Here is a 1,099-nt window from a genome sequence, read left to right on the forward strand (position 1 = left end):
CCAGGCGCTGTTCGCCCACTGCGTCGGTCAGACGCTGAACGCCGTCCAGGAAGCCTGGAACCGCCGGCCGAAGGCCTTGGCTCACGCCGACCGTCTGGCTGAGGCCCTGGGTCTCGACATGGCGGCGGTGGGGTGGGCGCCAACCGTCGACAACTTCCTGGGCCGGGTGACCAAGGCCCGGATTCTTCTGGCTGTCCAGGACGCCAGGGGCGAGGCCGCCGCCCAGCGGATCGACCATCTCAAGAAGGGCGACATGGCGACCGAGGCCGAACAGGTGCTGGCGGGATCGGGCTGGCTTCCGGAGCCCTTGCGCACGCCGCGCGCCCAATCGGCGGACCCGGTGGTCGAAGCCGAACGGCCGCCCGTCGATGAGGCCAAGGCGCCGTCGGCGGCGATCGGCGGCGAACAGGCTATCGACGCCGCACCGGACGATGCGGATGCTGGCGGTCGGCAGGCAGACCCCCACGCCCATGCCGCCGAATAGGTCGAGGCCCTAGTCGACCTGGAAGGGACCCGTCCTCGCGGCGGGTCCCTTCTTCTTTGGGAGCCGTGTCATGCGCACGACCGCGTCCGATCTGGCGCACCGCCTTGCCGATCACGCCGAGGCCGTGTGCCGCCACTATCTCTCCGAGGGCCAACGCGAAGGCCGCTACTGGCTGGTCGGTGATGCTCGAAATACGCCGGGACGCAGTCTCTATGTCCGTCTGCGGGGCTCAGACGAGGGGCGGGGCGCCGTGGGCAAATGGACCGACGCGGCCACGGGTGAGCATGGCGATCTGCTCGACCTTATCGCCCTGAACCAGGGCCTCCACCGTTTGCGCGACACCTTGGACGAGGCGCGCCGGTTCCTCGCCTTGCCCAGACCAGAACCCGCTGCAGCGCCACGCCCCAGCCATGCCAAGGCGTCAACGGGATCGCCGCAGGCGGCGCAACGCCTGTTCGCCATGTCGAAGCCGATCTCGGGCACGATCGCGGAGGCCTATCTGCGCAGCCGGGGCATCGCGGATCTTCGGACCCGCGCGGCGCTGCGGTTCCATCCGCGTTGCTTCTATCGGCCCGGGAGGGACGACGCGCCCGACGCCAGAACGGCGTGGCCCGC

Annotated in this window: 2 pseudogenes; both read left to right on the forward strand. The window is 70.3% G+C overall.

The features are described from left to right. Positions 1-484: pseudogene (locus tag Q8Q88_RS15610) on the forward strand (DNA-binding protein); the annotation flags it as partial. A 70-nt stretch (positions 485-554) separates the two neighbouring features. Continuing rightward, positions 555-1,099 (forward strand): annotated as a pseudogene (locus tag Q8Q88_RS15615) (DNA primase); the annotation flags it as partial.

This window comes from Phenylobacterium sp. (assembly GCF_030697925.1).
Classification (GTDB): domain Bacteria; phylum Pseudomonadota; class Alphaproteobacteria; order Caulobacterales; family Caulobacteraceae; genus Phenylobacterium.